Source organism: Nocardia gipuzkoensis (assembly GCF_021183645.1).
In the GTDB taxonomy this organism is placed as follows: Bacteria; Actinomycetota; Actinomycetes; order Mycobacteriales; family Mycobacteriaceae; genus Nocardia; species Nocardia abscessus.
In genome coordinates, this window is the sequence record NZ_CP089225.1 from 1,840,798 (window position 1) to 1,867,668 (window position 26,871).

The 26,871-nt window shown below is 67.0% G+C and carries 21 protein-coding genes and 1 pseudogene; 3 read left to right on the forward strand and 19 right to left on the reverse strand.

Going from position 1 to position 26,871, the window contains the following annotated elements; genetic code table 11:
• Positions 1–82: 82 nt before the first annotated feature.
• Positions 83–709 (forward strand): hypothetical protein, encoded by a 627-nt coding sequence (locus LTT66_RS08310; RefSeq protein WP_228820967.1) that lies wholly within the window; start codon positions 83–85, stop codon positions 707–709.
• Here LTT66_RS08310 and LTT66_RS37360 read toward each other — a convergent pair.
• Positions 706–1,109: pseudogene (locus LTT66_RS37360) on the reverse strand (MmyB family transcriptional regulator). The gene LTT66_RS08310 and the pseudogene LTT66_RS37360 overlap by 4 nt on opposite strands.
• On the opposite strand from LTT66_RS37360, the gene LTT66_RS08325 reads away from it, so the two are divergent.
• A complete protein-coding gene (locus LTT66_RS08325) occupies positions 1,029–1,925 on the forward strand; it encodes an aldo/keto reductase (RefSeq protein ID WP_233065673.1) in 897 nt (298 codons plus the stop codon). The pseudogene LTT66_RS37360 and the gene LTT66_RS08325 overlap by 81 nt on opposite strands.
• A 23-nt stretch (positions 1,926–1,948) precedes the next feature.
• Here the strand turns inward: LTT66_RS08325 and LTT66_RS08330 are convergent, their stop codons facing one another.
• From LTT66_RS08330 to rplJ, 16 genes are all read right to left on the reverse strand, one after another.
• Complete coding sequence (locus LTT66_RS08330; RefSeq protein WP_233065675.1) at positions 1,949–2,419, reverse strand: PaaI family thioesterase; 471 nt, start codon at positions 2,417–2,419, stop codon at positions 1,949–1,951.
• 197 nt (positions 2,420–2,616) lie between these two features.
• Positions 2,617–6,570, reverse strand: a complete 3,954-nt coding sequence (locus tag LTT66_RS08335; protein WP_233065677.1) for a DNA-directed RNA polymerase subunit beta' — start codon at positions 6,568–6,570, stop codon at positions 2,617–2,619.
• Between the two features lie 105 nt (positions 6,571–6,675).
• Entirely contained in the window at positions 6,676–10,182 is a 3,507-nt protein-coding gene (gene rpoB / locus LTT66_RS08340; RefSeq protein ID WP_233065679.1) for a DNA-directed RNA polymerase subunit beta, read from the reverse strand.
• Positions 10,183–10,591: 409 nt separating this feature from the next.
• Positions 10,592–11,335 carry a hypothetical protein gene (locus LTT66_RS08345; RefSeq protein WP_233065681.1) on the reverse strand — a complete coding sequence of 248 codons (744 nt, stop codon included), beginning with the start codon at positions 11,333–11,335 and terminating at the stop codon, positions 10,592–10,594.
• A gap of 11 nt (positions 11,336–11,346) precedes the next feature.
• Positions 11,347–12,009: a hypothetical protein gene (locus LTT66_RS08350; protein ID WP_233065683.1), complete on the reverse strand. Its 663-nt coding sequence runs from the start codon at positions 12,007–12,009 to the stop codon at positions 11,347–11,349.
• Positions 12,010–12,115: 106 nt separating this feature from the next.
• Entirely contained in the window at positions 12,116–13,357 is a 1,242-nt protein-coding gene (locus LTT66_RS08355; protein WP_233065685.1) for an MCE family protein, read from the reverse strand.
• Positions 13,354–14,595, reverse strand: a complete 1,242-nt coding sequence (locus LTT66_RS08360) for an MCE family protein (protein ID WP_233065687.1) — start codon at positions 14,593–14,595, stop codon at positions 13,354–13,356. Before LTT66_RS08360 ends, LTT66_RS08355 begins: the two co-directional genes overlap by 4 nt.
• A complete protein-coding gene (locus tag LTT66_RS08365) occupies positions 14,592–15,824 on the reverse strand; it encodes an MCE family protein (RefSeq protein WP_233069066.1) in 1,233 nt (410 codons plus the stop codon). Before LTT66_RS08365 ends, LTT66_RS08360 begins: the two co-directional genes overlap by 4 nt.
• Positions 15,825–15,861: 37 nt before the next feature.
• The gene (locus LTT66_RS08370; RefSeq protein WP_043698909.1) at positions 15,862–16,872 is read right to left on the reverse strand and encodes an MCE family protein; all 1,011 of its coding nucleotides are present in this window, start codon (positions 16,870–16,872) and stop codon (positions 15,862–15,864) included.
• Positions 16,872–17,948, reverse strand: a complete 1,077-nt coding sequence (locus tag LTT66_RS08375) for an MCE family protein (RefSeq protein WP_233065689.1) — start codon at positions 17,946–17,948, stop codon at positions 16,872–16,874. The genes LTT66_RS08370 and LTT66_RS08375 overlap by 1 nt, the downstream gene beginning before the upstream one ends.
• Complete coding sequence (locus LTT66_RS08380; protein WP_233065691.1) at positions 17,945–19,294, reverse strand: MCE family protein; 1,350 nt, start codon at positions 19,292–19,294, stop codon at positions 17,945–17,947. Before LTT66_RS08380 ends, LTT66_RS08375 begins: the two co-directional genes overlap by 4 nt.
• Complete coding sequence (locus tag LTT66_RS08385; RefSeq protein ID WP_408638758.1) at positions 19,291–20,154, reverse strand: MlaE family ABC transporter permease; 864 nt, start codon at positions 20,152–20,154, stop codon at positions 19,291–19,293. The genes LTT66_RS08380 and LTT66_RS08385 overlap by 4 nt, the downstream gene beginning before the upstream one ends.
• A gap of 3 nt (positions 20,155–20,157) precedes the next feature.
• Entirely contained in the window at positions 20,158–20,952 is a 795-nt protein-coding gene (locus LTT66_RS08390; protein WP_181724751.1) for an MlaE family ABC transporter permease, read from the reverse strand.
• Positions 20,953–20,963: 11 nt separating this feature from the next.
• Entirely contained in the window at positions 20,964–22,097 is a 1,134-nt protein-coding gene (locus LTT66_RS08395) for an ABC transporter ATP-binding protein (protein WP_220136042.1), read from the reverse strand.
• A 187-nt stretch (positions 22,098–22,284) separates the two neighbouring features.
• On the reverse strand, positions 22,285–22,665 hold the full coding sequence (gene rplL, locus LTT66_RS08400) for a 50S ribosomal protein L7/L12 (protein WP_043698929.1): 381 nt from the start codon (positions 22,663–22,665) through the stop codon (positions 22,285–22,287).
• Positions 22,666–22,719: 54 nt separating this feature from the next.
• Positions 22,720–23,259, reverse strand: coding sequence for a 50S ribosomal protein L10 (gene rplJ / locus LTT66_RS08405; RefSeq protein ID WP_043698931.1), 540 nt, complete (start codon positions 23,257–23,259; stop codon positions 22,720–22,722).
• 441 nt (positions 23,260–23,700) lie between these two features.
• Between rplJ and LTT66_RS08410 the strand changes: the two genes are divergently transcribed.
• On the forward strand, positions 23,701–25,323 hold the full coding sequence (locus LTT66_RS08410) for an MFS transporter (RefSeq protein ID WP_233065693.1): 1,623 nt from the start codon (positions 23,701–23,703) through the stop codon (positions 25,321–25,323).
• Between the two features lie 53 nt (positions 25,324–25,376).
• Here the strand turns inward: LTT66_RS08410 and LTT66_RS08415 are convergent, their stop codons facing one another.
• On the reverse strand, positions 25,377–25,916 hold the full coding sequence (locus tag LTT66_RS08415) for an NADPH-dependent FMN reductase (RefSeq protein ID WP_233065697.1): 540 nt from the start codon (positions 25,914–25,916) through the stop codon (positions 25,377–25,379).
• 97 nt (positions 25,917–26,013) lie between these two features.
• A complete protein-coding gene (gene rplA, locus LTT66_RS08420) occupies positions 26,014–26,727 on the reverse strand; it encodes a 50S ribosomal protein L1 (RefSeq protein WP_181724759.1) in 714 nt (237 codons plus the stop codon).
• Positions 26,728–26,871: the final 144 nt, after the last annotated feature.

Consider the following 26,871-nt stretch of genomic DNA (forward strand, 5'->3'; position numbering starts at 1 on the left):
GGGAATTCGCACTTCTGATCGGGCCCGCCGAGCGGTATCTTTTCCCGACGAACCGGACACGGTTGCGGCACAAGGAAAGAGCATGATGAGGATCTCCCAATTCACCGCAACGGCCCTGGTCGCGCTGGCGGCCACCGCGATCACCACGAGCGCCGCACACGCCCAGCCCTCGCCCGATGACGCGCCGCTCGACCTGCGCGGATCGTTCCACCAGATCGCCTACGAGGTCGCCGCCACCGAGGACCGGCGCGCAGCCGTCGCGACCATCCAGGACGGGACGTTCGAGCTGACCCACGACGGCCGCGTCGTGACCGTCTCCGATCGGGACGGCGCGGTGGTGGCCGCGCTGCCGATGACGCTGCGCATCGGGGAGCAGCGCGTGGCGCTGCGGCCCGTGCTCGAGGACGCGGGCCACCGGCTCACCGTCGCGCCGGTCGCGATGGCCGACACTCCGCTGCGCGATATCGGCGCCCAGGAGCGGTTCTACGCCGAGGCCGAGAAGGCCATGCCGTCCATCCTGGCGGGCGCGGGCATCGGCGCGGCCATCGGCTTCGTTGTCGGTTTCCCGCTCGGACTGTTCGTGCTGGACTTCATCACGGTGCCCGTCGCCGCGGTGGCGGGCGCCGCGATCGGCGCGATGGCCGGATTCGTCGTCGGCGGTGGGCAGCCCGCCGTGGACGCGGCGCTCGAGTACGTCACCGCGCCCTAGTCGAGCCGGTCGGCGGGCGCCAGCCGCTGCGTGCCGATCACCCGCAGCAGCTCCAGCTTCTCGGCCGCGTCCGTGCCGGGACGCGGTTGGTAGACCAGCAGGCGCTGGGCGGCGTTGGGTGCGAGCAGCGTTTCACAGACGATGTCGATCAGGCCGACCTGCGGGTGCAGGATGCGTTTGGTATCCGAAGCCGCACCGCCACCCGGTGTTCGTCCCAGAGCCGGCCGAACTCGGCGCTCACCGACCGTAGCCGGGCGACGAACTCGAGCACGTCCGCGTCGCCCGCGCGGCGAGCGGCCGTCGCACGCAGATCGGCGACGTGCCTGCGACCGAGCCGATCCCGGCGCTGGATTCCGGCATCGGCCTGATCGACACCGGCGATTTCTACGGCGCCGGTCACAACGAGATGCTGATCGGCAAGGCCATCGCCGAACGGCCACGTGAAGACGTGGTGCTGAGCGTGAAGTTCGGCGCGCTGCGCGGGCCAGACGGCAGCTTCGGCGGCGTGGACAACCGGCCGGTGGCGCTGCGCAACTTCCTGACCTACAGCCTGCGGCGCCTCGGCGTCGACTACATCGACATCCACCGCCCCGCCCGGCTCGATCCGGACGTGCCGATCGAGGACACGGTGGGCGCCATCGGCGAACTGATCGAGGCCGGCCACGTGCGTCATGTGGGCCTGTCCGAAGTCGGGCCGGAAACCATTCGGCGCGCGGCGGCGGTGCGGCAGATCGTGGACCTGCAGATCGAGTACTCGCTGATCTCGCGGGGCATCGAGGCGCGGATCCTGCCGGTCTACCGCGAGCTCGGCATCGGCGTCACCGCGTACGGCGTGTTGTCGCGCGGACTGCTCAGCAGTGCGATCCAGCCGGGAACCACCTTCGCCCCAGATGATCTCCGCGCGCACAGCCCGCGCTTCCAGGGCGAGAACCTGGACCGGAACCTCGAGCTGACCCGCGCGCTGGACGAGGTCGCGGCGCGTAAGCACGCTTCGGTGGCGCAATTGGCCATCGCCTGGGCGCTGACCCGCAGCGAGGACATCGTGCCGGTCATCGGCACCAGACGACGCGAGCGCTGGACGGAAGCGGTGGACGCCTTGGACATCGTGCTCACCGACGAGGAGTTGGCCACGATCGAATCGGCCGTGCCCGCCGACCGCGTCGCGGGCGAACGCTCTGCGACGGCGCAGATGGCGATGCTCGACAGCGAGCGGTGAGGTTGCCGAGTTCTCCGATGGGATCAGGATCGGCGCGGACGGAGCACCGCGGTGAATACCGCCGCGGCGACGGTCTTTCCGGTGGCGTCGGTGATGTCCACCGGCACCTCGAGCTCGAGCGGCACTTTCGCCTCGATGTCCGCCCGCGTCTTCGCCAGCGTCTCCGCGGAGAACGCGGAAGTGGCGAGGAACGGCCCCGCATCCCCTTTCGCACGAGCTTTGTACTCGATGCGTCCGTCCTTGGCGACGATGAACGTATCCCCCATCAGGTCCACGATCCCCGACACCGAAGCGCCCATCGCGGCGGTTTCCGCCATCCCGAACAACACGGCGGCATGCAGATCCCCGTTGTGGTTCAGATGCTCCGCCCGCGGCACGACCGACACCACGTTCCGCCCCGCCGCGAACTCCTCCCACTCGACCCCGGCGTACTGGATGAACCCCAGCTTCCGGAAACCGGCCACCACCAGATCCCCTAGCGCCGCGCCGTCCACCGCCACCTCCCGAAAAACAGAACTGAAACCCGTTCTAATTTCCTACTGGCTCCGGCCCTCTTTGTCCACCGCGAACCCGTCGCCGCGCGCCACGTTCGAGCCGCTACTTGCTCGGTAGAACCACGACGAGGACGGACGAAAGCACTCGGCCCCCGCTCCGAGCGGAGCGGGGGCCGAGTGTCGTTGCGGCTGACGGATCAGCGGTAGTCGCTGAAGCCGTAGTCGTCGAGCGGAACCGCGGCGCCCGTGGTCTGACCGAAGCTGTCCGGGCTGTAGTAGGTGTCGTCGTAGGACGGCACCGCGTACGCGGCGGCACGGGCTTCTTCGGTCGGCTGCACCTGGATGTTCCGGTAGCGGTTGATACCGGTACCGGCCGGGATCAGCTTACCGATGATCACGTTCTCCTTGAGGCCGATGAGCTTGTCGGAGCGGCAGTTGATCGCCGCGTCCGTCAGAACTCGGGTGGTCTCCTGGAAGGACGCCGCCGACAGCCACGAGTCGGTGGCCAGCGACGCCTTGGTGATACCCATCAGCACCGGACGACCTGCCGCGGGCTCGTTGCCCTCGGCGACGACGCGACGGTTGGCGGCCTCGAACTCGGCGCGCTCGGTGAGCGAGCCGGGCAGGAACTCCGTCGCGCCCGAGTCGATGATCGTCACGCGACGCAGCATCTGGCGCACGATCACCTCGATGTGCTTGTCGTGGATCGACACACCCTGCGAGCGGTAGACCTCCTGGACCTCGTGGACCAGGTGGACCTGAACCTGACGGGGGCCCATGATGCGCAGCACCTCGTGCGGATCCGCCGCGCCTTCCAGCAGCTGCTGGCCGACCTCGACGTGGTCACCGTCGGAGAGCAGACGCTCGGTGCCGTCGTCGTGCTTGAACACCCGCAGACGCTGCCGCTTCGAGAGCTTGTCGTAGACAACCTCTTCGCCACCGTCATCCGGGATGATGGTGATCTTGTAGAAGCGATCGTCGTCCTCCAGCCGCACGCGACCGGAGACCTCGGCGATGGGCGCCTTGCCCTTCGGCACGCGCGCCTCGAACAGCTCCTGCACGCGGGGCAGACCGCCGGTGATGTCGTCACCCGCGACACCACCCTGGTGGAAGGTACGCATGGTCAGCTGGGTACCGGGCTCACCGATGGACTGCGCGGCGACGATACCGACGGCCTCACCGATGTCGACCAGCTTGCCGGTCGCCATCGAGCGGCCGTAGCAGGTCGCGCACACACCGGTGCCGGTGGTGCAGGTCAGCACGGAGCGGACCTTCACCTCGGTGATACCGGCCTCCAGCAGCGCCTCCAGCGCCGGATCGCCGAGGTCGGCGCCCTTCGCCACGATGACGTTGCCCTGCGCGTCGACCGCGTCGGCCGCGAGCGTGCGCGCGTAGGTGGAGGTCTCCACGTGCGCGTCGCGGATGATCGAGCCGTCGAGCTGCTTCTCCGCGATCGGCACCACGATGCCGCGCTCGGTGCCGCAGTCGTGCTCGCGCACGATGACGTCCTGCGAGACGTCCACCAGACGACGGGTCAGGTAACCCGAGTCGGCGGTGCGCAGCGCGGTGTCGGCCAGACCCTTACGAGCGCCGTGGGTGTTGATGAAGTACTCCAGAACCGTCAGGCCCTCACGGAAGGAGGACTTGATCGGCCGCGGGATGAACTCACCCTTCGGGTTCGTCACCAGGCCCTTCATACCGGCGAGGGTACGGGTCTGGGTGAAGTTACCCGTGGCGCCCGAGTCGACGATCGTGATGATCGGGTTGTCGGCCGGGTAGTGCGCGCGCAGCGCCTTACCGACCTCCTCGGTCGCCTCCTGCCAGATCTTGACCAGGGCGTTGTTGCGCTCCTGGTGATCGAGCGCACCACGCTGGTACTTCTTCTCGATCTGATCCGACTGCGCCTCGTAGCGCTCCATGATCTCGGCCTTCTCCGGCGGCACGAGCACGTCGGACATGGAGACCGTCACGCCCGAACGCGTGGCCCAGTAGAAGCCGGCGTCCTTGAGCTTGTCGACGGTCTGCGCGACCACGATCATCGGGTAGCGCTCGGCGAGATCGTTGATGATCGTCGCCTGGCGCTTCTTCGGCATCTGCTCGTTGATGAACGCGTAGTCGACGGGCAGCAGCTCGTTGAACAGCACCCGGCCCAGCGTGGTCTCGGTGGTCCACGCGTCGCCGCGGCGCCAGCCCTCCGGGAACAGCTCCGCCTCGACGTCCTTCGGCGGGCGCTGGTCGGTCAACCGGACCTTGATCAGCGAGCGCACGGTGAGCTCACCGCGGTCCACCGCCATCTGCGCCTCGGCGGGCGAGGAGTACACGCCCTGCTCCGGAGCGTCCTTGGTGGCCGGCTGGTAGGAACCCTTCGCGCCCTCTTCCAGGCGGGTCAGGTAGTACAGGCCGGTCACCATGTCCAGACGCGGCATGGCCAGCGGCCGGCCCGAGGCGGGCGACAGGATGTTGTTCGACGACAGCATCAGGATGCGCGCCTCGGCCTGCGCCTCCGCCGACAGCGGCAGGTGCACGGCCATCTGGTCACCGTCGAAGTCGGCGTTGAACGCCTCACAGACCAGCGGGTGCAGCTGGATGGCCTTACCTTCCACCAGCTGCGGCTCGAAGGCCTGGATACCGAGGCGGTGCAGGGTGGGCGCACGGTTGAGCAGCACCGGGTGTTCGGCGATGACCTCTTCGAGGACGTCCCACACCTGCGGCCGCTGCCGCTCCACCATCCGCTTGGCCGACTTGATGTTCTGCGCGTGGTTCAGGTCCACCAGGCGCTTCATCACGAACGGCTTGAACAGCTCCAGCGCCATCAGCTTGGGCAGACCGCACTGGTGCAGCTTCAGCTGCGGGCCGACGACGATGACCGAACGGCCCGAGTAGTCGACGCGCTTGCCGAGCAGGTTCTGGCGGAACCGGCCCTGCTTGCCCTTGAGCAGATCCGACAGCGACTTGAGCGGACGGTTGCCCGGTCCGGTGACCGGACGGCCGCGGCGGCCGTTGTCGAACAGGGCGTCGACGGACTCCTGCAGCATCCGCTTCTCGTTGTTGACGATGATCTCGGGAGCGCCGAGGTCGATCAGTCGCTTGAGGCGGTTGTTGCGGTTGATCACGCGACGGTACAGGTCGTTCAGGTCGGAGGTGGCGAAGCGGCCACCGTCGAGCTGAACCATCGGGCGCAGCTCCGGCGGGATCACCGGAACGGCGTCGAGCACCATGCCCATCGGCGAGTTGCCGTTGGACTGGAACGCCGCGACGACCTTGAGCCGCTTGAGCGCGCGCAGCTTCTTCTGGCCCTTGCCGCTGCGGATGGTCTCGCGCAGCGACTCGGCCTCGGCCTCGATGTCGAAGCTCTCCATCAGCTTCTGGATGGACTCCGCGCCCATCGCGCCGGTGAAGTACTCGCCGTAGCGGTCGACCAGCTCGCGGTAGAGCACCTCGTCGACGATGAGCTGCTTGGGGGCAAGCTTGGTGAAGGTGTTCCAGATCTCCTCCAGCCGGTCCAGCTCACGCTGGGCGCGGTCGCGGAGCTGGCGCATCTCCCGCTCGCCGCCGTCCTTGACCTTGCGGCGGACGTCGGACTTGGCGCCTTCGGCCTCCAGCTCGGCCAGGTCGGCCTCGAGCTTCTGGGCGCGGGCCTCGAGGTCGGCGTCACGCTGGTCGGCGACCGCCTTCTTCTCGACCTCCATCTCGGCCTCGAGCGTGGACAGCTCGTTGTGCCGCAGTTCCTCGTCCACCGCCACGATCACGTAGGCGGCGAAGTAGATGATCTTTTCCAGATCCTTCGGCGCCAGGTCGAGCAGGTAGCCCAGGCGCGAGGGCACGCCCTTGAAGTACCAGATGTGGGTGACCGGAGCGGCCAGTTCGATGTGGCCCATGCGCTCGCGGCGCACCTTGGCGCGAGTCACCTCGACGCCACAGCGCTCACAGATGATGCCCTTGAAGCGGACGCGCTTGTACTTGCCGCAGTAGCACTCCCAGTCCCGGGTGGGACCGAAGATCTTCTCGCAGAACAGGCCGTCCTTCTCCGGCTTGAGCGTGCGGTAGTTGATGGTCTCCGGCTTCTTCACCTCGCCGTAGGACCACTGACGGATGTCGTCGGCGGTGGCGAGGCCGATCCGGAGTTCATCGAAGAAGTTGACGTCTAGCACGTAACTTCCTTTCCCCTGTGCGGGTCGAATTCGAGCAAAAGTTCACTAGTGGGGTAATCCGTTGCGGAGGCCGGATGCCGTGGGTGACGGCATCCGGCCGACCGCCTAGTTCGCCAGATCGTCGACGGTGGCCGCTTCGTTCCTCGACAGGTTGATGCCCAGGTTGGCCGCCGCGCGCTCCAAATCCTCGTCGTCGCCGTCGCGCATCTCGATCGCGGCGCCGTCGGACGACAGCACTTCGACGTTGAGGCACAGTGACTGGAGTTCTTTGAGCAGGACTTTGAACGATTCCGGGATGCCCGGTTCCGGGATGTTCTCGCCCTTGACGATCGCTTCGTAGACCTTCACCCGACCGACCACGTCGTCGGACTTGATGGTCAACAACTCCTGCAGCGTGTACGCCGCGCCGTAGGCCTGCATGGCCCAGCACTCCATCTCACCGAAGCGCTGACCACCGAACTGCGCCTTACCACCCAGCGGCTGCTGGGTGATCATCGAGTACGGACCGGTCGAACGGGCATGGATCTTGTCGTCGACCAGGTGATGCAGCTTCAGGATGTACATGTAACCGACCGCGACCGGATACGGGAACGGCTCACCGGAACGCCCGTCGAACAGCACCGCCTTACCGTCGTCATCGACCATCCGCTCCCCGTCACGGTTGGGCAGCGTCGAGGCCAGCAAACCGGTCAGCTCCTCCTCCCGCGCACCGTCGAACACCGGCGTGGCGATATTCGAATCCGCCGGCGCGCCCAGCATCTCCTCCGGCAGCGCCGCCGCCCAGTCCGGGCGGGAGCCATCGGCAGCGACATCGACCCGCCACCCGGCCTTACCGATCCACCCCAAATGGGTTTCCAGGATCTGACCGATGTTCATACGACGCGGCACACCGTGCGTGTTCAAAATGATGTCCACCGGCGTGCCATCGGGCAGGAACGGCATGTCCTCGGTCGCGAGGATCTTGCCGATCACACCCTTGTTCCCGTGGCGACCGGCCAGCTTGTCACCGTCCTGGATCTTGCGTTTCTGCGCCACATACACCCGCACCAGCTCGTTCACCCCCGGCGGCAGGTCATCGTCGTCCTCCCGGGAGAACACCCGGATACCGATCACCTTGCCCGACTCACCGTGCGGCACCTTCAACGACGTATCGCGCACCTCGCGGGCCTTCTCACCGAAGATCGCCCGCAGCAACCGCTCCTCCGGGGTCAGCTCGGTCTCACCCTTCGGCGTGACCTTACCGACCAGGATGTCCCCATCCCGCACCTCCGCACCGATCCGCACGATGCCCCGCTCGTCCAGATCGGCCAAAACCTCATCGGAAACGTTCGGGATATCCCGCGTGATCTCCTCAGCACCCAGCTTGGTGTCGCGAGCATCGATCTCGTGCTCCTCGATATGGATCGAGGTCAACACATCCTGCTCCACCAACCGCTGCGACAGGATGATCGCGTCCTCGTAGTTGTGACCCTCCCACGGCATGATCGCCACCAACAGGTTCTTACCCAGGGCCATCTCACCGTTCTCGGTGCACGGCCCATCAGCCAGCACCTGACCACGCTCCACCCGCTGACCCTCGTCCACAATCGGACGCTGATTCGAACACGTGCCCTGATTCGACCGGTTGAACTTCCGCATCCGGTAGGACTTACGCGTGCCGTCATCGGCCATCACGGTGACGTAGTCGGCGGAGACCTCCTCGACCACACCCGCCTTCTCGTTCACCACGACGTCGCCCGCGTCCACGGCGGCGCGCAGCTCCATGCCGGTGCCCACGATCGGGGCCTCGGAACGGATCAGCGGCACGGCCTGACGCTGCATGTTCGCACCCATCAGGGCGCGGTTGGCGTCGTCGTGCTCGAGGAACGGGATCATCGCGGTCGCCACCGACACCATCTGACGCGGCGAGACGTCCATGTAGTCGACCTCGGTCGCCGCGACGAGCTCGTTCTCCTCGTTGCCCCGGCGGCACAGCACCCGGTCCTCGAGGAAGCGGCCGTCGGCGTCGACCGGCGAGTTGGCCTGGGCACGGACGTGCCTGTCCTCCTCGTCGGCGGTCAGGTAGCGGACCTCGTCGGTCACCCGGCCGTCGACCACCTTGCGGTACGGCGTCTCGATGAAACCGAACGGGTTGACCCGCGCGTACACCGACAGCGAGCCGATCAGGCCGATGTTCGGGCCTTCCGGGGTCTCGATCGGGCACATGCGGCCGTAGTGCGACGGGTGGACGTCACGGACTTCCAGGCCGGCGCGCTCACGGGACAGACCACCCGGGCCCAGCGCCGAGAGGCGGCGCTTGTGGGTCAGGCCCGACAGCGGGTTGTTCTGGTCCATGAACTGCGACAGCTGGGAGGTTCCGAAGAACTCCTTGATCGCGGCGACGACCGGGCGGATGTTGATCAGGGTCTGCGGCGTGATCGCCTCGACGTCCTGAGTCGTCATCCGCTCGCGGACCACGCGCTCCATCCGGGACAGACCGACCCGGATCTGGTTCTGGATCAGCTCGCCGACGGTGCGCAGGCGACGGTTGCCGAAGTGGTCGATGTCGTCCACTTCCACCGGGACCTCGACGCCACCGGGGGCGGTCATGGTCTTGTCACCCGAGTGCAGGCGCACCAGGTACTCGATGGTGTTGACGATGTCTTCCTTCGTCAGCACCGAACCGACAACCTGCTCGCCCACGTGGATGCCGAGCTTCTTGTTGATCTTGTACCGGCCGACGCGCGCCAGGTCGTAGCGCTTCTCCTTGAAGAACAGATTCTCCAGCAGGGTCTGCGCGGACTCCTTGGTCGGCGGCTCGCCCGGACGCAGCTTGCGGTAGATGTCCAGCAGCGCCTCGTCCTGACCGGCGGTGTTGTCCTTCTCCAGGGTCGACATCATGATCTCGGAGAAGCCGAAGCGCTCGACGATCTCCTCGGTGGTCCACCCCAGCGCCTTGAGCAGCACGGTGACCGGCTGACGGCGCTTGCGGTCGATGCGCACACCCACGGTGTCGCGCTTGTCCACGTCGAACTCCAGCCACGCGCCGCGCGACGGGATCACGCGCACGCTGTGCAGGTCCTTCTCCGTGCCCTTGTCGACGCTGTGGTCGAAGTAGACACCCGGCGAACGGACCAGCTGCGAGACGACCACGCGTTCGGTGCCGTTGATGATGAACGTGCCCTTGTCGGTCATCATCGGGAAATCACCCATGAAGACCGTCTGGCTCTTGATCTCACCGGTGTTGTTGTTGATGAACTCCGCCGTGACGAACAGCGGAGCCGCGTACGTCATGTCCTTGTCTTTGCACTCATCGATCGAGGCCTTGACCTCTTCGAAGCGTGGGTCCGAGAACGACAGCGACATGGACCCGGAGAAGTCCTCGATCGGGGAGAGCTCCTCGAGCACCTCCTCGAGGCCACCGACTAGGCCGACGTCGCCGCGAGCGGCCGCACGCTCACGCCAATCGGGCGAACCGATCAACCAGGCGAATGATTCCGTTTGTAGGTCGAGAAGCCCGGGCACCTCCAAGGGTTCACGGATCTTCGCGAAAGACACCCGCAACGGGGCTCCGGGGATTCCGGCAACTGCCTTGGTCTGGGTGGAGACTGCCAAGATGCGTCCTTCCAGCACCTCACGCGCGTCGCGTGGTGGTCCGCGACCGTCGCTTGTCTGCTACGAATTCCGCTGGTTACAACCCGAACGAAGCTCGAACAGGCACCAACGGAAGTAACACCGGAAGGGTGGGACTTACGTGTGCGAATCGAGGAATGGACAGGAGGCAGCCAGCGCAACGTCCAAACCTACACCCAAGTACACGGGGGTGTCAAAGTACCACCCGTGTGATCGTCCGCATGGCTGGCGCGCCGGGCCGAACTCGCTGGCTGCGTCGTGAGCCGCGGTGCGCTGGAAGCCACTGTGACAGCTGCCGCTGTTGTGAATAGCGTGACGGTTCGGGCGAAACTCGTCAAGTGGCAGGCCCGGCCGGAGCGCCGACGAGATCGCCTGCCGCGCTGCGTCATCCCGGCCCATGCGGCGGCCTTTACTGGTCCACGATGTCGCTGGCCAGCCAGCGACCGTCCACCTTTTGCATGTGCAGGACCACGGGTCCGGCGACGCTCTGCTGCGCCACGCCGTCCTTGGTGGCGCTCACCACCAGGTTGACGATCAACTCCGCGCGATTGTCGGTGAGCAAAGTCACAGCAATCGGATCGGACTTCGCGTCAGCGCTGGTCTGCGCCTGTTTGACCGCCGAAATGGTGGTGTCGGCGTACTTGTCCAAATCGGCGAGCATCTTTCCGGTGAGCACCTGCTTCGCCGTGTCCCGGTAGCCGTCGATGTTCTTCACGTCGTAGGCGTAGACCGTCCGCAGGGCATTGTCGGCGGCCGCCCGCACTTCCTGAGTGGCCTCGTTGTCCACATACGCCTGGTTCGACGTGTCGACCCCGGGCCGCTGCGCGGCGAGCCACGCGAAACCGCCCAGCAGCAGCGCCGCGATCAGCACGGCCGCGATCACGCCCCAGCGCGGGCGTCCCGCCTGCGGCCGCTGGGGGCGATCGGTCTTCCGCTTCCGCGGCACGAACCCCCGCCACCGCGACGATCCGGCCGCGCCAGGGCGTCGATCGGCGCCCACGGCCTCCGGATCGACAGCGGGCCGGGAGGAGCCCGCCACGCGTGGTTTACGGGCCGCCGCGGGCCGCTCGATCCGCGTGGACCCGGCGCGCGCCGGTTCCGTGGCGGGCCTGCGCTTGGTGGTGACGCGGTTGACCGGTCGGCGAGACGTCATGGGTGGTCCTCCTACGATCCCGGCTTCGGCGCGGCGGGCGGCTGGTCGGCGGCCGGGGCGGCGGTCTGCTGGGCGGGGCCGCCGTTCAACAGCACCGGCTGGCTGAGCGAGGAGATCTGCTCGGCCTTCCAGACCGCGCCGTCCTTGGCCAGGTCAACGGTCCAGGTGTAGCGATAGTCGGCGGGCGGCTTGTCCTTGCCGTTCTCCGTGACCTGCAGGACGACCAGCGCCGATGCCTTGTCCTCCTCGCTGCTGAGCGAGGTGAGCGCGGCGCCGAGCACCTTCGAGGTCATCCCGATCCCACTCTGCTGGGCCAGCTTCTCGGCCTGGTCCTTGTTCTTCGTGGCCGAGTCCAGCAGCGGGCCGGTCATCGAGGACCTGGCCAGGGCCAGCGAGCCGGGCACGTCGTCGATGTTCATCGAGGTCATGTTGAGCGCGGCTTGGCGCGCGGCGTCCAGAGCGGTGTCGCGGGCATCGGCGCGCGGGCCGTCGGTGAGCGCGGCTCGCACCCACCCCGCGCCGAACCATGCGGCAGCGATCACCGCGACCACCAGCAGCGCGGACGAGGCGGCCAAGACCACCCGGCCGAGCGTGGACGTGTCCGGCACCGCCTTCGCCGTGTCCGAGGCTTCGTCCGACACCGAATCGGATCGCTCGGCCGGATCGGCGGTCACGACAGCGCCCCGCCGTCGCTCGGCTCGGTCGCGCTCCAAGGCCGCGTGCCCGTGGTTCGCTCGGTCCAGTCAGTCACGGGAGACACCCTAACGTCATTGCTCCTGGTCACCGCTTCGGCGTGACCCCCAGCAGGGTCGACAACTGCACGGCGACCGGAGTCAGGTTCAGCTTTTCCGGATCGGTTTTGGGGTTGGAGTCCCAGGGCTGCACGATGGCCGGGTCGGCGTACTCGGCTCGCTCGCCACCGCGGACGGCGGTCGGATTACCGAACGGCACCAGACATTTGGCGTCCCTGTTGAACGGGAACTCGTCGCGCGTGTCGTCGAAGTCCGGGTTCTGCGCCTTCATCTGTTCCAGGATTCGGTACGTGCCCTCGTAGCCCACGGTACAGGTGGGCGGGTTGTTGGTCTCGAGCACCAGGCCGAAGTGGCTGGTCCCGTCGCCGGGCGCGGTGGAGGAGCCACCGATCGACAGCTGCGGGAGCATCTGCAGCAAGGGTTTGATCGCGTAGAACTTCGGCGAGATCGCCTGCAGCAACAGCCGCAGGTTGGTCAGGTCCTGGGTGAGCGAGCCGCCGCTCTCCTCGATCAGCGCGCCGAGCTGCTCGCCCGCGTCGGTCCCCGTGCCGATGAGCCTGCGCACGTCGGGGTCGCTGGAGCGCAACTGGTCGGTGAGCTTGTCCAGGCCGTCGCTGAATTCGCGGATCGCGGTGGACTGCTCGGCCTGCGTGCCGAGGGCGACGCGGCCGTCGCGGATCAGCTGGATGGTCTGCGGCAGTGTGGCGTGGAAGGTCTCGGTGAATTTGTTCAGCGAGTCGATCAGCACTTGCAGATCGTCGCCCTTGCCGTCGAACGCCTTGCCGAGTTCGCGGACCGTCGTGTTGAGCGCGTTCAGGTCCACCGAACCCGCGAAGGTGTCCACGCTCGACAACAGCTCCTCGACCGGCACCGGCAGGGTCGCCGAGGTGATCACCGAGTTGTCGCGCAGGTACGGGCCCGCTTCCGAGTCGGGCTGCAGGTCGACGTACTGCTCGCCGATCGCGGATCGGTTGGCCACCACGGCTTTCGCCGAGGCCGGGACCTTCGGCGAACTCGTGTCGATGACGAGGTCCATCACGACGCCCTCGCCGGTGAGTTCCAGCGCGCCCACCCGGCCGACCGGCACGCCGCGATAGGTCACCTCGGCGCCCTTGTAGATGCCGCCGGTCTGCGCCGCGCGCAGCTTCACCGTGTACTCGTTGAGCCCGAAGAGGTGGTCGAGCCGGATGTACTTGCCGCCGACGTACACGACGCCGAGCACCGCGATCACCACGAACGCGATGAGCTGCCACCGCACCAGACGGGTCATCGCGGACCACTCCCTACGCCGAGTTGCTCGAGAATCGCCCCGACCGGGCCGGGCGGCACGCCCGGCGCGGGTGGCTGCGCCATCAGCGGCGGCAGCGGCAGGATCGACACCGTCGGCCAGCCCGGACGCGGGCCGTTGCCGTTGTAGTACGGATTGGTCGGGTTCACCGGCACGGGCGGACCCACCGGCGGGATGTACACCGGATCGGGTTTGCCCACACCGAGGTTGCTCAGCGTGACGCCGATCTGCTGGTCCACCGACAACCACGTGTTCACACTGCCGCCGAAGGTGCTCTCCAACGCCGAGTCGGGAAACGGGTAGGTCGGGATCAACGGAACGGCCGCGACCAGATCCGGCGCCGAACGGCCCAGCTCCTGCAGCGTGGGCCGCAGCGCGGTGAGATCGCGGATCAGGTCGTCCTTCGAGGTGTTCAGCACGTCGAAACCGGCTTCGCCGAGCCGATCCAGCTGGGCGAGCAGGCCGACCAGTTGCGGGCGTTGCTCTTCCAGGATCTTGATGCCCTGCGGCAACTGGTCGAGGATCTTGCCGATCTGATCGGTCTGCCTGCTGACCCTGCTGCTGAGTACATCCAGGCCGTCCAGCGCGCGGGTGATGTCGTCCACCTGCTCGTTCAGGCCGCCGATCAGCGTGTTGGCCTGCTCGATCAGCGAGCGCACCCGGTCTTCCCGACCCCCGATGGTCTTGTTCAGCTCGGTGACGATCGGCTGCAACTGCGCGACGCCGCCGCCGTTGAGCAGCAGCGACAGCGCGCCGAGCACCTGTTCGACCTCGGTGGCGTGCCGGGTGCGGTCGACCGGGATCACCGAGCCGTCGGCGAGCCGGGTGGGCTCCGGATCGGCGGCGGGCCGGGAGAGTTCGATGAACTTCTCACCGAGCAGGTTCGACTGCCTGACCTCGGCACGGGCGTTCGCGGGCAGGTTCACCGACGAGTTGACCAGGGTGCGCACCGTGGCCGTCCACTGATCCTTGCCGATGCTGATCTTCTCGACCCGGCCGACCGGCACGCCCTCGACCTTGACCGCCGACTGCGGCACGAGGTCGAGGACATCGTCGAACTGGATGTCGATGTGCATGGGGTGCTCGCCCACCTCGGCACCGCCGGGCAGCGGCACGCTGTAGATGCCGTCGGCGGCGCACGAAGTGACCAGCGCGGCGGACAGGCCCAGCGCCACCGCCGCGCCGAGTCCCCGCGCGGCGGAACGGATCCGAACGCTCATCGCTCCCCTCCCTGGGACGGCGGAAGCCGGTCCGACGGCGTGCCGGGCACGGTGCCCGGCACCGGGTCGCGCTGCTGGTTCTCGCCGCTGAGGATGCCGAACGGCAGATTCAGCGTCGGGGTCTGCACCCCGGCGGTGACCTGGTCGGTGATCTCCTTGCAGTGGTCGAGAATCGGCCGCATCTGCCTGCCGAGCGCCTCGAACTTGGGATCGCCCGGCATCAGCTTGGACAGGTCGAGCATCTTGCACACCGCACCGAACGGGTCCTGCAGTTCCGGGAAGTTGGCGCGCATGTCGAGGGTGCCCGATTCGGCATTGTGCACGTTGATCAGATTGCTCAACGCAACCGGCAGGACCGGCAGCAAGGCGGCCACGTCGTCGCGCTGATCGGACAGCGTCTGGGTGAGCTGGATCAGCCCTTCGGCGTTGCTCGCGATCAGGTCCCGGTTGTCGTCGACGAAGCGGGCAACGTCGCCCAGCGCGATCGACAGCAGATGCAGTGCCGCGCCGAGATCTCGGCGCTCGTCGGCGAGGAAGGTCGACAGGTCGGCCAGCTGGGTGTTGAACTGCCGCACCTGCTGGTCGTTCTGGGCCAGCATGGTGATAAAGGACTGCAGGTTCTTGACCGTGTCGAAGATGTCCCCGCGCGCGTCCGACAGGTAGCGGGCCGCCCTGGACAGCTGGGTGAGGCTGTTGGCCAGCGCCTCTCCGTTGCCCGCCAGATTCGCCGCGCCGGTGCGCACCAGCTCGTTCACCGCGCCCTCGGCGTTGGCGCCGTTCGGGCCCAGCGCCTCCGAGAGTTCGGTGATGCTCTTGTACAGCTGGTCGACCTCGACGGGCGTTGCCGTGCGCTCGCGCGGAATGGTCGCCTCACGCGCCATCTTCGGGCCGTCGGTGTAGGCCGGGGTGAGCTGGATGTAGCGGTCCGAGACGATGGAGGGGGTGATCTGGGCGGCCCGGGCGCCCGCGGGCACGTCGTACTTGCGGTCCACGCTCATCACGATCTTGACCTGATCGCCCTGCGGCTCCACCGAATCCACCGAGCCGACCGGCACGCCGAGGATTCGCACGTCCGAGCCCTCGTAGATGCCGACCGAACGATCGAAGTACGCGGTGATCTTGGTGGTGGTCAGCCGGTTGAACAGCCACCACAGCACCACGGCCACCAGCACGGCGAGGACGACGACCAGCGCGATACCCACCTTGGCGCCGCGGCCGGAGCCGCGCACCGCACCGACGGGATCGCTACGCCAGTTGTCCGCCACGTCAGTTACCTCCCAAAGTACGGATCGGCTGACGGTAGCCGGGAATCTCGGGCAGTGCCGGCGGCAACACGTTGACGATCACCGCGTCGAACCAGCGGCCGGTGCCAAGCACGCTGGCGTAGAGGCTGTAGAACGGCGCCGCCAGTTCCAGCGTCTTGGAGATGTTCTGCTGGTTGGCATTGAGCAGATCGATGGCGGCGCGCAGATTCGTCAGCGCGGGCCCGATCTGTTCCTCGTTGTCGTGCACGAGCGCGCTCAGCTCCGCCGAAACCGTCTGGGCGCCGGACAACAACTGCTTGATGGACTGCTGCCGGATGTTCAGCTCGGCGAGCAACTGGCCGCCGGAGGCCAGCAGCCGCTCGAACTCCGCGTTGCGATCGGCGAGGATCTGCGTGGTCTGCCTGGTCGCGGCGAACAGCTTCTTCAGCTCTTGGTCGCGTTTGGCCAGCGTCTCCGACAGCCGGGCGACGCCGTCGATGGAGCCGCGAATCTCCGGCGGGGTCGTCTCGAATGCCTCCGACAGCACCTGCATGCTCTTGGCCAGCTGGGCGGTGTCGATCTGATCGATGGTGCGCGCCGCGTCGGTGAACGCGTCCACCACGTCGTACGGAGAAACCGTGCGCGAGAGCGGGATCCGCGAACTCGGGTCGGCAGGCTTCGAGCCCCGCGGGTCGAGCGCGAGGTACTTCTGCCCGAGCAGCGTCTTGATCTGGATGGACGCGGTGGTCGCGTCGCCGATCCAGGTGTCCTTGGTGCGGAAGTCCACGAGCACACGGTCACCGGCGAGCCGGACGTCGGACACCGAACCGACCTTCACGCCCGCGACCCGGACTTCGTTGCCCTTCTTCAGGCCCGCCGCCTCGCTGAATTCGGCTGTGTACTTGGTCCCCGCCCCGATGATCGGCAATCGATCGAGGTAGAACGCCGAGACCGTCACCAATAGCACCACGGCGATGCCGAGCGCGCCCAGAAACGCGGGGCTGCGCTTGCCGAGCAGAGAGCGGTCGTCCATCAGCGAGCCTTCCCATGGCAGCGCGGCGCCGCGTTGGTGTACAGGGGCTGGTTGATCGTCGGCAAACCGGCGGGCAGATTCAGCTGCGGCGCGTCTACCGCGCCCGGCCCGACGACAAGGTCGATGCCGCACAGATAGAACTGGAACCAGGAGCCGTAACTGGCGGCGCGACCGAGCTTCTCCATCTTCAGCGGAAGGTTGTACAGCGCTTCGTTCACCTCGTCCTGACGCTCGTCGAGCGTGCCGGTCAGCTGGCTCAGGCCCGCGATCGAGCCCTGCAGCGTCGGGCGCACCGGCACGAGCAGGTCCGATGTCGCCGAGGTCAGGTTGGCCAGCGAGGTCACCGAGCGCCCGATCGTGTCGCGCTCGGCGTTGAGGCCGCTGATCAGCGCCTCGGTGTTCACGATCAACTGGTCGAACTGGTCGTCGCGCTGGTTGACCGTGTCCAGCACGGCGGTCAGATTGCGCGTCAGCTCACCGATCACGGCGTCCTTGTCCGCGATCTTGTTGGTCAGGTTCGCCGTGCTGGCGACCAGATCGCGGATGGTGCCCTGCTCACCCTGGAAGACCTGGATGATCTCGAAGGACAGCTTGTTCACGTCGTCGGCGGTCAGCGTGCGGAACAGCGGCCGGAAGCCGTTGAACAGCGTGGTCAGATTCAGCGCGGGCCTGGTGCGCTCCAGCGGGATGGTGCCGCCCTCGTTCAGCTTGCGGCCCTGCTCCCCAGTCCCCTGCTCCAGCGCGATGTAGCGCTGGCCGACCAGGTTGCGGTACTTGATCGTGGCGGTGGTCGAGGCGGGCAGCCAGTCCCGGTCGGTGAGATCGAATTTCACCTCGGCCAGGCGCTTGTCCACGATCGAGACCTTGGTGACCTTTCCGACCCGAACGCCCGCGATGCGGACCTCGTCGCCGGCGTTGAGCGCGGTGACGTCGCTGAACCTGGCCTTGAATTCCGTGCCGCCGCCGCCGTAGTTGGCGATGGACAGCGCGAGCATCGTGGTCACGAACAAGGTCACCACGACGAAGATGATCAGCTTGGTCAGCGACCCGCCCAGGCCGCGCAGCTGCTCCTTCATCGCACGCTCACCTCGCTTCCGCGGAACGCGGGCGCGCCGGCCCGGGTCACCCAACCCGGCACCTGATCCGGGGCGACGCCGTTGGCCGCGCCGTAGATCGCGCCGAGCGACTGCTGCTCCATCGGCGAACCCGCGATCGTCGGCATCTTGCTCGCCGGGTGGACGCCGAACTGCGGTGGCGCCAAATGACCGATCTCCTGGTCACCGGGGTTGCGGCTGGGGACGGCGTAGGAGCCGTCGTTGTTCGGGCCGCCGGTGTACTGGCCGGGGTCGACACCCAGCGGCATCTCGGGAATGCACCACGGCCCCCTGGTGTCCAGCCAGCGCGGCTCGTCCTGGTTGGGCAGGTACTTGCCGCGGGGGTTGGTGAGTTCGATGGTCACTCGGGAGCCCGGCTGGTCGGTTCCCTTGCCGAAGATCCGGTCGATACGGGGCTTGAGCTGCGCGAAGTTCGCCAGCGAGCAGGCGAGGTTCGGCGAGTAGTAGGCCAGCTGCTCCAGCGCGGGACGCGCGTCGGCGGCCACGTCGATGATGTTGTCGCGGTTGGCGATCAGGAACTCCGTGGTGGTGGCCGCGGTCGGCGTCAGCGTCGCGTACAGGAGGTCGATGTCGGTGCGCCGCTGCACGATCGTGGCGTTGGTCGTGCGCAGATTGTCCAAGGCCTGGATCAGCTGCGGCGCCGCGTCGGAGTAGGTGGCCGCCACCTCGGCGAAACTGCGCAGGTCCGCCCGCAGGTCCGGCAGCACCACATTGACCTGGCGGAAGGCGTCGTCCAGCTTGTCCACGGTCTGGCCGAGCGCGAAGCCCTGACCGGCGAGCGCCTGCGACAGCGCGCCGAGGGTGGCGGCGAGATCCTGCGGCGGGATGGCCTGCAGCAGCGGCAGCAGGTCGTCGAGCAGCTTGCTCACCTCGACCGCGTTGCCGCTGCGGTCCTGGCGCAGCGTCACGCCGTCGGTCAAATGCTGCGGGCTGGGGTCTTGCGGGATCACCAGGTCCACGTAGCGCTCGCCGAACAGCGTCTTGGGCAGCAGGCGCGCGGTCGCGTTGGCCGGGATCTGCTGCGCCTTGTCCGGGTTGATCGCCAGGTTCAAGGTCACCTCGCCGCCCTCGGACCTGCTCGAGCGCACCTCGCCGACGTTGATGCCGCGCACCTTCACGTCCGCGTTGCGGGTGAGCGCGTTGCCCACACTGTCGGTGATCAGGTCGACGTGCACCGTTCGCACGAACTGCTTGTTGTAGATCGCGATGGTGACCCACAGGAACAGCGCGACCACGACGAAGAACGCGATGCCCAGCACTCGAGTTCGCAGCTTTTCGGTCGAGCGCCAGGTCTGCGTGCGGCTCATCCGGCCACCCGCACCGTGGTGGTGGTGCCCCAGATCGCGAGGCTGAGGAAGAAGTCGAGGATGTTCACCAGGACGATCGCGGCGCGGACCGCACGACCGACCGCGACGCCGACGCCGGCGGGTCCGCCGGTGGCGTGGAATCCGTAATAGCAGTGCACCATGATGATCACGAACGCGAAGACCAGCACCTTGAGGAACGAATAGAGCACGTCCTCCGGTGGCAGGAACAGACTGAAGTAGTGGTCGTAGGACCCGCTGGATTGCCCGTTGAACCAGATGCTGATCATCCGCGACGCCAGGAACGTGCCGAGCAGGCCGACGATGTAGAGCGGGATCACCGCGAGGAATCCGGCGATCACCCGGCTGGTGACCAGGAACGGCACGCCGGGCACCGCCATCACCTCGAGCGCGTCGATCTCCTCGGAGATCCGCATGGCGCCCAACTGCGCGGTGAAACCACAACCGACCGTCGCCGAGAGCGCGAGCGCCGCGACCAACGGCGCGATCTCGCGGGTATTGATGTAGGCGGTGAGGAAGCCGGTGAGCACCGAGCTGCCGAGCGCGTCGAGGGCCTTGAAGCCCTGCAGACCGACGACGACGCCGACGGAGCCGGACATGAACACGATGACGCCGATGGTGCCGCCGATCACCGCCAGCGCGCCGGTGCCGAAGGTGACCTCGGCCAGCAGCCGCATGACTTCCTTGCGGTAGTGCACCGCGGTCCGCGGGATCCACGCGATGGCGCGCGTGTAGAACGACATCTGCTCGCCCGCGCGGTCGATGACGTTGAGCGGCATACGAGCGACTTCACCTGCCCGGCGCAGAGACTTGGCGACCGGGGTTCGGTACGACGTGGCCATCGGTCAGGAGCCCTTGGCCGGGACGACCTGTAGGTACACCAGGGTCAGGATGAGATTCACGAAGAACAGCACCATGAATGTGATAACCACGGATTGGTTCACCGCGTCACCGACTCCTTTCGGGCCCCCCTTGGGATGCAAGCCCTTGTACGCGGCGATGACGCCGGCGAGCAAGCCGAACACCGCCGCCTTGATCTCGCCGATCCATAGGTCCGGCAGCTGGGCGAGGGCGGAGAACGACGCGAGGTAGGCGCCGGGGGTGCCGCCCTGCAGCAGCACGTTGAAGAAGTACCCGCCCGCGATGCCGACCACCGAGACCAAGCCGTTGAGCAGGAGCGCGACCAGCATCATGCCGATCACGCGCGGCACCACCAGCTTTCGCACCGGATCCACGCCGAGCACTTCCAGTGCGTCGATCTCCTCGCGGATGGTGCGCGAGCCGAGATCGGCGGCCACCGCCGACCCGGCCGCGCCCGCGATGATCAGGGCCGTGACGACCGGAGCGGCCTGCTGGACGGTTGCCAGCACACTGGTCGCGCCGGTGAAGGATTCCGCGCCCAATTGCTTGATCAGCGAACCGGTCTGCAGTGCCACAACCGCGCCGAACGGAATCGCGACCAGCGCGCTGGGCAGGATCGAGACACTCGCGATGAACCACGACTGCTCGATGAACTCCCGCCACTCGAAGGGACGACGGAATGTCTTGCGCAAAACGTCGAGGAGCAGCGCGAATATATTGCCGGCCTGGGCAAACCCCGACTCCAGGGGAGTTCGCAATCGCGCCAGGGTCGAATTCACGATCGCAGATGTTACCCGTTAGTTGTGTTGTGTCGCACGGTGGTGTCGTACGCGCCGCCCTGATAATTAGCCAGGTCGCCGCTGTTGTACGCCATCACCTGCGTGTCGTCGTTCTCCGCAAGTGATTCGCGGATCGCGACCTGGGCAGCGTGGGGCAGCGTGTGCATGATCTCGCGGACACGCTCCTTGCGCCGCAGCACCCCTTGCCGCACCGGCATGCCCGGCGTCGCACGCATCTGCGGGATGATGCCCTCGACCTCTTCCGCGCCACCGTGATGGTGCCCGGCGTCCACCAACGCCTGCTCGCGCGCCATCTGCGCCTCGTCCTTCTCCTCGGACATGCCGATCGGGCCGATCATGCGGCCGTTGAGGAACTGCTTGACCACCGGCTCGTCGGAGGTGAGCAGCACCTCACGCGGACCGAACATGACCAGCTGGCGGCGGAAGAGCATGCCGATGTTGTCCGGCACGGTGCGCGCGAGGTTGATGTTGTGCGTGACGATCAGAATCGTGGCGTCGATCTGCGCGTTGATATCGATCAGCAGCTGAGACAGGTAGGAGGTGCGCACCGGGTCGAGACCCGAGTCGGGCTCGTCGACCAGGATGATCTGCGGATCCAGCACCAGAGCGCGGGCCAGCCCGGCACGCTTGCGCATACCGCCGGAGATCTCGCCGGGCAGCTTGCCCTCGGCCCCGAGCAGACCGGTGAGCTCCAGCTTCTCCATGACGATCTTCTTGATCTCGGATTCGCTCTTCTTGGTGTGCTCGCGCAACGGGAAGGCCACGTTGTCGAACAGATGCATCGACCCGAACAGCGCTCCGTCCTGGAACAGCACGCCGAACAGCTTGCGGATCTCGTAGAGCTCCTTGTTGGAGCAGGTGGTGATATCGGTGCCGTCGATGTAGATGGAGCCGCGTTCCGGGCGCAGAAGCCCGATCAGCGACTTCAGGAACACCGACTTACCGGTGCCGGATGGGCCCAGCAGCGCGCTGACCTCGCCCGAGGGCAACGTCAGAGACACGTCCTGCCAAATTCGCTGGGAACCGAAAGACTTGGTTACACTCTCGGTCCTGACCTCGACGCCCACGCCAACCTCCACAATTCTCAGCGAGCTGCCCCACCGGCGAACCGCGCGCTCGGTCATCGCGGTGCGTCACGTCACAGTGGGTTCGGTCACTGTAACGCATGGGACAGATCGGGCACACCCCAACCTGACTGCGGAGTAACTCCGCAATCCTTTCGGTATCGGTAATAGCGGCGAGGTTGCCGGAAAACGCAAACGGGCGGTCCCCACAAAGGGGACCGCCCGTTCGGCGTGTTCCGGTCGGGAATTACTTGACCGAGACCTTGGCGCCGGCCTCTTCCAGCTTCGCCTTGGCGGCCTCGGCGGCATCCTTGGCGACCTTCTCCAGGATCGGCTTCGGAGCGCTCTCGACGAGGTCCTTGGCTTCCTTCAGGCCCAGGCCGGAGACGATCTCGCGGACCACCTTGATGACCTGGATCTTCTTGTCGCCCGCGCCCTCGAGGACGACGTCGAACTCGTCCTGCTCCTCGGCGGCCTCGGCCGGAGCGGCGGCACCGCCGACGGCGGCGACGGCGACCGGAGCGGCGGCGGTGACCTCGAACTTCTCCTCGAACTTCTTCACGAAGTCCGACAGCTCGAGCAGGGTCATGTTGCCGAAGGTCTCGAGCAGTTCGTCAACGTTGGCCATTGTTGGTTCCTTTCGGTAGTTGATGTCTATGGGGGCAGGTCGTGCCGCCCGGTCTTACTCGGCGGCGGATCCGCCTTCTTCGGCCTGCTTCTTCTCCTGCAGCGCGGCGGCCAGGCGGGCCACCTGCGAGGCGGGAGCGTTGAACAGACCGGCGGCCTTGGCGAGGTTGCCCTTCAGCGCGCCGGCCAGCTTGGCCAGCAGCACCTCGCGGGTTTCCAGGTCGGCGATCCGCTCGACCTCGGACACGGACAGCGGAGCGCCGTCCATGTAGCCGCCCTTGATGATGAGCGCCTTGTTGTCCTTCGCGAAGGTCTTCAGGGCCTTGGCCGCGTTGACCGGCTCACCGGTGATGAAGGTGATCGCGGTAGGTCCGACGAACAGGTCGTCGAGGCCTTCCACGCCCGCCTCCGCGGCGGCCCGCTTGACCAGGGTGTTCTTGGCGACGGAGTACGTGGCTTCGGCGCCGAGCGCGCGCCGCAGCTCGGTGAGCTTGCCGACCGACAGGCCACGGTATTCCGTGACGACGGTGGCCGTCGAGCTCTTGAACTGCTCCGCGATCTCCTCGACCGCGGTGACCTTCTCGGGTTTTGCCATACTTCGCCTCCTCTCTGATTGGTCGGTTCGTATACGCGAACTACCGATCAGGGGCCGGCGACAAAACAAACGCCCCGAACGCAGAGCGTTCCGGGGCGCAACAGAAAACCGATCCGGGACAGACCCGAATCAATTCCCAGCCTCGGCTCTCCCTGCGTGGGCCGCCGGCAATGTCGCCGGACCTTCGACCGAACCCATACGGGATCGGCGACCAACGGTCTTCGGTAGAACGGATTGGGTAGCGATCGAACTCGTCGATAACTGTTGTCCAATGTACCTGCATAGGTTGCCAACTGCCAAAACGGCCCCCGCGAGAACCGGATCGAAACCCGTTCACCGTTCGACAGTTTGTGTCGCGACTCACATTCGGACTCGACTGTGGCCGACATCGCCCAAGAAAGTGTTACTAGAGGTGACAGTTAGTGTCTAGGCTGCCCAACTATGGCAACCTCCATAGTCGATCCACCGAAGGTGCTGGAACGACGCACCGCCCGCTTCGCCGCCTTGGCCGTGATCTGCCTTGCTGAGCTACTGGTCGTCCTCGACAACACCATCGTCAACGTGGCGCTGCCCTCCCTCGGCGTCGACCTGTCCACCGGCATCAGCGGCCTGCAATGGGTGGTCGACGCGTATACGCTGACCTTCGCGGGACTGTTGCTCGCTTTCGGCAACCTGGGCGACCGGTACGGCCGTCGGCGCGTGATGATGATCGGCCTGGCCGGTGTCGCCGTCATGTCGATCGGCGGCGCGCTGGCGGACTCCATGGGAGCGGTCGTCGCGGCGCGCGCCGCCATGGGCGTCTTCGCCGCCGCCGTCTTCCCCGCGACGCTCGCGCTGATCATCAACATCTTCACCGAGCGAAGGGAGCGCGCGCTCGCCGTCGCCGCGTGGACCGCTATGGCGGGCTTCGCGATCGCCATCGGCCCCATCTCGGGCGGCTGGTTGCTCGAACATTTCAGCTGGCACGCGGTGTTCTGGATCAATGTGCCTGCCGCGCTGGCCGCCGCGGTCGCGACGCTGATCTGGGTGCCCGAGTCGCGCTCGTCCCGGGTGGGCAGACTCGACGTGCTCGGCATAGCGCTGTCCATCACCGGCATCACGTCGCTCGTGTGGTCGATCATCGAGGCGCCGCGGCACGGCTGGCTGTCGGTGCCGACGCTGGGCACCGCCGCGCTCGGCGCCGCGCTGCTCACCGGATTCGTCGCCTGGGAATTGCGCACCGCCACACCGATTCTCGATCTGCGACTGTTCCGCGATCGCCGATTCTCCATGCCCGCGCTGGCCATCGCGGTCGGCTATTTCTCGATGTTCGGATTCCTTTTCCTCATCACCCAATATTTCCAGGGCGTACGGGAATACACGCCGCTCGAATTCGGCATCGCCTCTTTGCCGTTCGCGTTCTCGGTCGCCGCGGGCGCTCCCATCGCCACCCTGCTCGCACAACGGCTCGGCGCCACGCCCGTCATCGTGTTCGGTCTGCTGCTGACCGGGGCGGGTCTCTACCTCGGTGGTCAGGTGACCGTGGACAGCGGCTATCTGACCGGCGTGCTGCCGTCGATGGTCTCGATGGCGCTCGGCCTGGCCATCGTGCAGGGCCCGGCCACCGAATCGATCATGAACTCACTGCCGCTGAACGAGGCGGGCGCCGGATCCGCGGTCAACGACACCACCCGGGAGATCGGCGGCACGCTCGGCGTCGCCGTGCTCGGCTCGATCGTGGCTTCCTACTACAGCAGTCGCATCGCGCCGCGTATCGACGCCGTGCCAGCGGGGCTGATGAACGACGACGAGAAGGGCCTGGTGAAAGCCAGCCTGCTCAGTGTGATCGAAATGCGTAAACGTCCGCTGCCGCCGTTCTTCGAGACTCAGCGCGAGAACCTGATCGTCGCGATGAAGACCGCGATGCTCGAAGGTTCGCATGCCGCGTCGCTGGTGGCCGCGGGCGCGGTCGCCGTGTGCGCCGTGCTCGTGGCGATCTTCCTGCCGTGGGGCGCGCAACCCGGCGAGTCCGTGCTGCTCGGATGGCGGAAATCGGCTGATTCGCAGGGTGATCCGACGCCATAGCGCCGATCGGACACCAGCCAGGCCCGGCTGGAAGATGCTGGGCGTAGCGTTCTCTAGAGCCTCGCGCGCTCGGCATGCCGTACGAGCCCGCGCAGCACGGCGGAAGCACCGGACCGGAATTCGGCGGCGGCGATCAGTCCGTCCGGGCCGACGTCCTCGCGCAGCACCTGCACTCGTTCGCCGACGCCGGGATCGACGTCGGCGCCCACGTACCCCAGCACACTGCGCAGGGTCGCGGTCGCGCCATCGCCGCGCCCGGCGGGCGCGACGGTGATCCACGAGACCGGCTTGCGGTAGAGGTCACCGGTGCCGACGGTCCAGTCGAGCAGGTTCTTCAGGCTGCCCGGCAAGGTGCCCGCGTACTCCGGCGTGCACAACAGCACGGCGTCGGCGCGCGAAAGTTGTTCACGGAGCCCGACGACCGATGGATGAGTGGTGCCGTCGTCGTCCGGGTTGAAGGCGGGCAACTCCGCGAGGCCGTCGTACCAGCGGGTTTCGACGCCGTCCGGGGCGATCGCCGAGACCGTCCGCAGAGCGGCGGAATTCGTGGAGGCGGCGCGAGTGCTGCCGGAGATCAGGAGAACAACGGTCACACTGAGCCCAACGACGGCGCGGGGCTGTTTAGTCCGGATACGCACAACGGCGGGAACGCGTATGCGTTCCCGCCGTTGTGGTCAGCTCGGCTGCTGCTTACGCTTCCTCTTCGAGGAGGTTGCGGGTGCGGTTCGGGTCCACCGGGATGCCCGGTCCGGTGTTCGTCGAGACCGTCACCTTCTTGACGTAGCGGCCCTTGGCGGTCGACGGCTTGGCACGCAGGATCTCGTCCAGCGCGGCGCCGTAGTTCTCCACCAGCTTGTTGTCGTCGAAGGACGCCTTGCCGATGACGAAGTGCAGGTTGGCCTGCTTGTCGACGCGGAAGTTGATCTTGCCGCCCTTGATGTCGTTGACAGCCTTGGTCACGTCGGTGGTGACCGTGCCCGTCTTCGGGTTCGGCATCAGGCCGCGCGGGCCGAGAACACGCGCGATCCGGCCGACCTTGGCCATCTGGTCCGGGGTGGCGATCGCGGCGTCGAAGTCCAGCCAGCCGCCCTGGATCCGCTCGATCAGGTCCTCGGCGCCGACGGCGTCGGCGCCCGCGGCCTCGGCCTCGGCTGCCTTCTCGCCCGCCGCGAACACGATGACGCGGGCGGTCTTACCGGTGCCGTGCGGCAGGTTGACCGTGCCGCGGACCATCTGGTCCGCCTTGCGGGGATCCACACCCAGACGCACGGCGACCTCGACGGTCGCGTCGGTCTTGGTGCTGGAGGTCTCCTTCGCCAGGCGCGCGGCGGCCAGCGGGGAGTAGAGCTTGGTGCGATCGACCTTCTCGGCCGCGGCGAGGTACGCCTTGCTTCGTTTTGCCATGATTCTCTGTCCTGTTCGATCGGCAGCGCTCCCGGGGCTCTCCGTGGTCACGCAGGCTTACGCCTCCGAGCCCGTCGCTCGCGCCGCTGTGTTGTAGTTCAGACGTGGTTATCGGGCCTGGCCGGCCCTCCCACCAGGGAGCGA

Bases quoted from the DNA above. Each gene is read 5' to 3' on its own strand.
- rplA (WP_181724759.1), bottom strand. From the start codon at position 26,727: ATGGCAAAACGAAGCAAGGCGTACCTCGCCGCGGCCGAGAAGGTCGAT.
- LTT66_RS08410 (WP_233065693.1), top strand. From the start codon at position 23,701: ATGGCAACCTCCATAGTCGATCCACCGAAGGTGCTGGAACGACGCACC.
- LTT66_RS08395 (WP_220136042.1), bottom strand. From the start codon at position 22,097: ATGACCGAGCGCGCGGTTCGCCGGTGGGGCAGCTCGCTGAGAATTGTG.
- LTT66_RS08385 (WP_408638758.1), bottom strand. From the start codon at position 20,154: ATGGCCACGTCGTACCGAACCCCGGTCGCCAAGTCTCTGCGCCGGGCA.
- LTT66_RS08380 (WP_233065691.1), bottom strand. From the start codon at position 19,294: ATGAGCCGCACGCAGACCTGGCGCTCGACCGAAAAGCTGCGAACTCGA.
- LTT66_RS08355 (WP_233065685.1), bottom strand. From the start codon at position 13,357: ATGACCCGTCTGGTGCGGTGGCAGCTCATCGCGTTCGTGGTGATCGCG.
- LTT66_RS08360 (WP_233065687.1), bottom strand. From the start codon at position 14,595: ATGAGCGTTCGGATCCGTTCCGCCGCGCGGGGACTCGGCGCGGCGGTG.
- LTT66_RS08375 (WP_233065689.1), bottom strand. From the start codon at position 17,948: ATGAAGGAGCAGCTGCGCGGCCTGGGCGGGTCGCTGACCAAGCTGATC.
- rplJ (WP_043698931.1), bottom strand. From the start codon at position 23,259: ATGGCAAAACCCGAGAAGGTCACCGCGGTCGAGGAGATCGCGGAGCAG.
- rplL (WP_043698929.1), bottom strand. From the start codon at position 22,665: ATGGCCAACGTTGACGAACTGCTCGAGACCTTCGGCAACATGACCCTG.
- LTT66_RS08310 (WP_228820967.1), top strand. From the start codon at position 83: ATGATGAGGATCTCCCAATTCACCGCAACGGCCCTGGTCGCGCTGGCG.
- LTT66_RS08345 (WP_233065681.1), bottom strand. From the start codon at position 11,335: ATGACGTCTCGCCGACCGGTCAACCGCGTCACCACCAAGCGCAGGCCC.
- LTT66_RS08370 (WP_043698909.1), bottom strand. From the start codon at position 16,872: ATGGACGACCGCTCTCTGCTCGGCAAGCGCAGCCCCGCGTTTCTGGGC.